Below are 6,626 nucleotides of genomic sequence, written 5' to 3' on the forward strand. Positions count from 1 at the left end.
CGTACTGGAGGGGGAGGGGAGCCCAGTCGGGGGTGTTGCCGTTGTGGCGTGCGGTGTAGGCGGTGGAGAGGTCCTGGAGGAGGACGCCCATGGACCAGCCGTCGGCGGCGATGTGGTGGACGACGAGAACGAGGACATGGTCCGTCGGGCTGATCCGATGCAGCGTTGCGCGCCAGGGAAGCTCGTTCTCGATGTCGAAGCCCTGGTGGAGCGTGGCGGCGAGATACGTGTCCAGGGTGGCCGTGGTGGTCGGCAGGACGCTTAGGCCTGGCAGAGCTTCGGGGTCGCCCGGGCTCAGGATGTGTTGGTAGGGGACGCCGTTGTTGTCGCGGTAGAGGGTGCGGAGTATTTCGTGGCGCCGGGCGACGTCGTGAAGGGCGGCCTGGAGGGCGCCGGTGTTGAGGGGGCCGTGGAGGCGGGTGGCGTGGGGGATGTTGTTGGCGGGGTTGGGGCCCTCGTGGTGGTGGAGGAACCACATGCGCTGCTGTCCGTGGGACAGCGGTGGGCGGTCCGGGCGTGGGGGTGTGGGCAGTAGCGCGGGCCGGGCGGCGCCGGTGGTCCAGGTCGTGTGGGTGGCGAGGGCGTGGATGGTGGGGTGTTGGAAGAGGTCTCGGATCGGGATGTGGGTGCCGGTGGCGGTGTGGATGCGGCTGATCAGCCGAGTGGCCTGGAGGGAGTCGCCGCCGAGGGTGAAGAAGCTGTCGTGGGTGCTGATGTTGGGTTGGTTGAGGACGTCGGTGTAGAGCTGGTGCAGTATCTCCTCGTGCGGTGTCCGCGGTTGAGTGAATTCGCCGTTCGTGGTTTCTCTTTCGGGTGGGGGGAGTTGGGTGGTGTCGATTTTTCCGTTGGGGGTGAGGGGGAGGTGGGGGAGGGTGATGAGGTGGGTTGGGTGCATGTAGTCGGGGAGATGCGCCGCTAGGTGAGCTTCGATCTCCGCGATGACGAGCGGATTCTCGGGGTGGGTGGGGGTGAGGTAGGCGATGAGTTGAGTGGTGTCCGCAGTTGGGTGGTAGGGCTGGACAGTGGCGCTTTGGATGTGGGGGTGGTTGGTGAGGACATTCTCGATTTCTGCGGGTTCGATGCGGTGGCCGCGGATTTTGATTTGGTGGTCGTTGCGGCCGAGGAATTGGAGGTGGCCTTGGGGGGTGTGGCGGGCGAGGTCGCCGGTGCGGTACATCCGTGCCCCGGGCGTGGTGGTGTGGGGGTCGGGGGTGAAGCGTTCGGCGGTGGTGTGGGGTTGGTCGAGGTAGCCGTGGGCGAGGCCGTTGCCGGCGAGGTAGAGCTCGCCGGTCACCCCGGGTGGGACGGGTTGGAGGCGGTGGTCGAGGACGTAGACGCGCATGCCGTCGCGGGGCCGTCCGAGGGGGAGGGGGTTGGGGATGTCGTCTGGGTGGTCGGGGGTGAGGGTGTGGGTGGTGGCGCAGAGGGTGGTCTCGGTGGGGCCGTAGAGGTGGTGGATGTTGAGGCGGGGGCATGCCGCTTGAACGCTCGTGATGGCGTGGGTGGGGACGGTGTCGCCGCCGGTGAGTAGGTGTGGGAGGCCGGCGAGAGCGGTGGGGTCTTCCTCGGCGATGACGCGGAAGAGCCCGGCGGTGAGGTGGACCGCGTCCAGCCCTTGTGTCCGGATGAGTTCGGGGAGGGTGGTGGTGTCGATGGCCTGTGGTGGGGCGACGACGGTGGTGCCGCCGTTGAGGAGTGGGATCCAGATTTCGAGGGTGGAGGCGTCGAAGGTGTGGGGGGCGTGGAAGAGGGTGCGGCCACCAGCGAACGGTGCCCAGGTGGTGTCGGCGGCGAGCGCTGTCACGGCACTGTGCGGGGTCAGCACGCCCTTCGGGGTGCCGGTGGAGCCCGAGGTGTACATCAGGTAGAAGCCACTGGCCGGCGTCAGTGATCCGCCGCGTTCGGTGTCATCGACGGGGGTGGACGGCCGCCCGGCGACCTCCTTCGCCGTCTCCGGATCGTCCAGCAGCACCTGGGTGGCGGGATGGGTTGGGGGTTGGAAGTCGCTGGTGGTGATGAGGAGGGTGGGGTTGCTGTCGGTCAGTAGGTGCTTGATGCGGCTGGGGGGGTGGCTGGTGTCGATGGGGACGAAGGTGGCGCCGGTCTTGGTGACGGCGAGGAATGTCTCGATCAGGTCGGGGCTGCGGGGGAGTGCGACGGCGGCTCGGTCGCCTGGGGCCAAGCCGAGGCCGAGCAGGTGGCGGGCGAGCCTGTTGGTGCGGGCGTCGAGTTCGGCGTAGGTCCAGGAGTTCTCGCCCGCGATGACCGCGGTCGCGTCCGGTCGTGCGGCGACCTGGGCGGCGAACGCCTCCACCGCCGTCGAAGCCGAATCGGCGGGCACGTCGCCGACGGCTACCTCGCCGAGTAGCCAGTCGCGTTCGCCCTCCAGCAGCAGGTCGAAGTCCTCGACCCGCCGCCCGTCATCCGCCGCCACCTGCCGCAGCACCCGTATCAGCCGCTCGGTCAGCCGCTCCGCCGTGGACCGGTCGAACAGGTCCGGCCGGTAGCTCAGCCGGAACCGATCAGGCATCGCGGTCAGCGTCAGCGGATAGTGGGTGGCGTCCCTTCCACCCATCCCGGTGAGGATGACGTCGTTGCCTACTCGCCGTTCCGTTGGGCCGTGCAGGCTGAGGGCGTCGGCGGGGTAGTTCTGGAAGACCAGAAGGGTGTCGAAGAGCTGGCCCGTGCCGACCAGGTTCTGGATGACGGCGAGGTTGAGGTACTCGTGCGGGAGGAGATCCACCTGGGTCTCCTGAATGCGCTGGAGCAGGTCCTGGAAGTGCTCGTCGCCGTCCCATCTGGCCCGGACGGGAACGGTGTTGATGAACAGTCCCACCATGGATTCGACGCCCGGTATGTCAGTCGGTCGCCCAGCGGTCGTGCCACCGAAGACGACGTCGTCGCGGCCCGTCAGCCGTCCGAGTAACAGCGCCCATGCTCCGCGAAAGATCGTGTTGGGCGTCACTCCGTGTTTCCGGCCGTACTCCTCGAGGGCGCTGACGAGGTCACTGGGCAACGTCACCCGGACCTCCTGCGGGTCCACCGCGGCGCGTGCGCTCTCTGCGGGTGCGACGAGAGTGGGCTCCGCGCCGTCCAGCGCCTCCTGCCAGGCGGCGTGCGCGGCGTCCTGGTCCTGGCGGGCGAGCCACGCGAGATAGGAGCGGTACGGGGTGACCGGAGGGAGGGAGGTGTCGTCGCCACCTCGCTGGTACAGCTCAAGCAGCTCGTTGGCGAGGATGGAGGTGGACCAGCCGTCCGACAGGATGTGGTGCAGCGTCAGGGCGATGCGGGACCGTTGCTGTCCGAGACGGATGGTGGTCAGCCTCAGCAACGGAGGCGTCGCGAGGTCGAAGCGCTTCTCCCAGTCCTGGTCCAGCACGTCCGCGAGGCGCTGGGCCTCTTCCTCCGCCGGCAGCCCGCGGAGATCGACCTGCTCGCAGGGCACCTCCACCTCGCGTGGGATGAGCTGCACCGGCTCCCCGGAGGAGGACGTGCGGAACGCCGCCCGCAGGTTGGGATGCCGCCGCAGCAGACCCTGCATGCTGGCCGTCAACGCGTCGACGTCGAGTTCCCCGTGCAGTTCGAAAACGACCTGTCCCCGGTAGACGTCCGGCGCCTCCTGGTCGTACATGGAGTGGAAGACCATGCCCCGCTGCATGGGCGACAGCGGCCACACATCCGCCAGTCCCGACTTCTTAGCCATTCAGAGCCCCCACTCCATCTCCAGGTTCTCGATGTCCTCTTGCGTCAGGGAAATCAGGTCGAGGTCGGACGGTGTGCGCCCTCCCGCGTTGCTCTCCTTTGTGCACGTCACCAGAGCTGTGAGGGCCCTCAGCCAGCCGTCGATGATTCGACGTACCGCCGCGTCGGAGATGAGGCCGCGATCGAACGCCCAGTAGGCCACCATTTCGGGACCGTCCGCCGTGTTCCGGACGAGGGCGTCGATCTCAATCGTTCGTGACACCCGATCGGTCTCGTGTCCGGAGTTTCCGTCGCCCTCGTCCGGGACGACGGTCCAGGCCGTTGGGCGCGCCGATTCGGCGGTGGGCGTCCGGCCCAGGTAGTTGAGCACTATCGGCGGGGTGGGAAGTTCCGCGAGAGCTTGGCCGGTTTCCTCGTCGAGATAGCGAAGCAGTCCGTAGCCGATGCCGTGGTCGGGAACGTCCCGCACCTGCTCCTTGACGTTCTTCAGCACGCGACCGATCTCCGGCCCGCCGGCCCAGACGTCGCGCCAGTCGACGTTCCCGAGGTTGAGGCGGACGGGGTGCATGCTGGTGAACCAACCCACCGTCCTGGAGAGGTCGGAGCCGGGCACCACCTGCTCTTCCCGACCGTGCCTCTCCAGGTCGACGAGGACGTGGTTGTACCCGGGCACGGCCTGGCCCTGCTCCCGTCGCCAGTCGGCGACCGCGAGGCCCAGGGCGGTGAGCAGGACGTCGTTCATGTCCGCGTGGAACGCCTCGGTCACCGCGGTGATCAGGTCCCTGGTGGTGTCCTTCGGCAGGACGGTTCGGCGCACGCCGGCCGCTGACGCCGTTTCGTGGGTGCGTGTCGGCGGGCTTAGCGGGCTGGGCGACTTCAGCGTCTTCTGCCACAGGGCCAGTTCCGCCGTACGTTCCGGATCGTGGGCGGCCGCGTCGAGGGCCGTTGCCCAGCTTCGGAAGGACGTTCCAACGGGCGCCAGCGCGGGCTCCCTCCCCATCACCACGTCCGCCCAGGCAGAGGCGAGATCGGCCGTCATGATGCGCCACGAAACGCCGTCGACCGAGAGGTGATGCGCCACCAACAGCAACCGTCCGAGAGCCCGCTCCCCGGCGTCGCACCAGACGACCTGGAGCATGAGTCCCGCCTCGGGCCTCAGCGCGGAGACCGCTGACGAGGTCTCCCTCCGCAGGACGTCGGCGACCTCGCAGTCAGCCACCGCCGCGATGTCCACTCGGCGGACCAACGCATCGGCGCGGACGCTTCCGGGCGGGAGTATCTCCAACGACCAGTCCGACGAGCCGTCGCGCTGCAACCGGATCCGCAGAGCGGCGTGCTGGTCGAGTAGGGCCTGGAGCGCCGCGGTCAGACCGTTCAGGGTCAACTCGGATGGCGCCCAGACGACCACCGACTGATGCAGGCCCTCGATCGGCGCCCCCCGTTGGTGGAGTTCGTGCATGACGGGGGTGAGGGGGAGAGGGCCGTGGTCGGGGTGGGTGGGGGTGTTTGGGGTGGTGGGGGGGGGGGGGGGGGGGTGGGGGGGGGGGGGGGTTTTTGGGGGGGGGGGGGGGGGGTGGTCCAGGTGGTGTGGGTGGCGAGGGCGTGGATGGTTTTGTGTTGGAAGACGTCGGTGGTGGTGAGGTGGGCGCCGGCGGTGCGGGCGCGGGCGACGAGTTGGAGGGACATGATGCTGTCGCCGCCGAGGGCGAAGAAGCTGTCGTGGGTGCTGATGTCGGGTTGGTTGAGGATTTCGGTGAACAGTTGGTGGAGTATCTCCTCGTGCGGTGTCCGCGGCTGAGCGAATTCGTGGTTCGTTGTTTCTCTTTCGGGTGGGGGGAGTTGGGTGGTGTCGATTTTGCCGTTGGGGGTGAGGGGGAGGTGGGGGAGGGTGATGAGGTGGGTGGGGTGCATGTAGTCGGGGAGGTGAGCGGTTAGGTGGGCTTGGATCTCCGTGGTGGTGGGCGGATTTTTGGGGTGGGTGGGGGTGAGGTAGGCGATGAGTTGGGTGGTGTCCGCAGTCGGGTGGTGGGGTTGGATGGTGGCGTTTTGGATGTGGGGGTGGTTGGTGAGGGTGTTTTCGATTTCCGCGGGTTCGATGCGGTGGCCGCGGATTTTGATCTGGTGGTCGTTGCGTCCCAGGAATTGCAGATGACCGCGAGGGCTGAGGCGGGCGAGGTCGCCGGTGCGGTACATCCGTGCCCCCGGCGTGGCCGTGTGGGGGTCGGGGGTGAAGCGTTCGGCGGTGGTGTGGGGTTGGTCGAGGTAGCCGTGGGCGAGGCCGTTGCCGGCGAGGTAGAGCTCCCCGACCACTCCGGGCGGGGCGGGGCGCAGCTGGTCGTCTAGGACGTAGACGCGCATGCCGTCGCGGGGCCGGCCGAGGGGGAGGGGGGTGGGGATGTCCTCGGTGTTGTCGGGGGTGAGGGTGTGGGTGGTGGCGCAGAGCGTCGTTTCGGTGGGCCCGTAGAGGTGGTGGATGTTGAGGCGGGGGCATGCCGCTTGAACGCTCGTGATGGCGTGGGTGGGGACGGTGTCGCCGCCGGTGAGTAGGTGTGGGAGGCCGGCGAGGGCCGTCGGTTCCTCCTCGGCGATGACGCGGAAAAGGCCCGCCGTGAGGTGAACGGCGTCCAGGCGGTGGGTCGCGACGAGGTGGGGGAGGGTGGTGGTGTCGATGGGTTGGGGTGGGGCGATGACGGTGGTGCCGCCGTTGAGGAGGGGGATCCAGATTTCGAGGGTGGAGGCGTCGAAGGTGTGGGGGGCGTGGAAGAGGGTGCGGCCGGCCGCGAAGGGCGCCCAGGCGGTGTCGGCGGCGAGCGCTGTCACGGCACTGTGCGGTGTCAGCACGCCCTTCGGGGTGCCGGTGGAGCCCGAGGTGTACATCAGGTAGAAGCCACTGGCCGGCGTCAGTGATCCGCCGCGTTCGACGT

The 6,626-nt window shown here is 68.5% G+C and carries 3 protein-coding genes; all 3 read right to left on the reverse strand.

Annotated elements, in window-relative coordinates; all coding sequences use genetic code 11:
• On the reverse strand, window positions 1-3,703 hold a 3,703-nt coding region (locus ABGB06_RS39260; RefSeq protein ID WP_347600494.1), incomplete at its 3' end, for an amino acid adenylation domain-containing protein.
• Window positions 3,704-5,161, reverse strand: coding sequence for a condensation domain-containing protein (locus tag ABGB06_RS39265; protein WP_347600497.1), 1,458 nt, complete (start codon window positions 5,159-5,161; stop codon window positions 3,704-3,706).
• On the reverse strand, window positions 5,083-6,626 hold a 1,544-nt coding region (locus ABGB06_RS39270), incomplete at its 5' end, for a non-ribosomal peptide synthetase (protein ID WP_347600499.1). The genes ABGB06_RS39265 and ABGB06_RS39270, both read right to left, overlap by 79 nt.

This window comes from Streptomyces sp. B6B3, assembly GCF_039871525.1.
Taxonomy (GTDB): domain Bacteria; phylum Actinomycetota; class Actinomycetes; order Streptomycetales; family Streptomycetaceae; genus Streptomyces.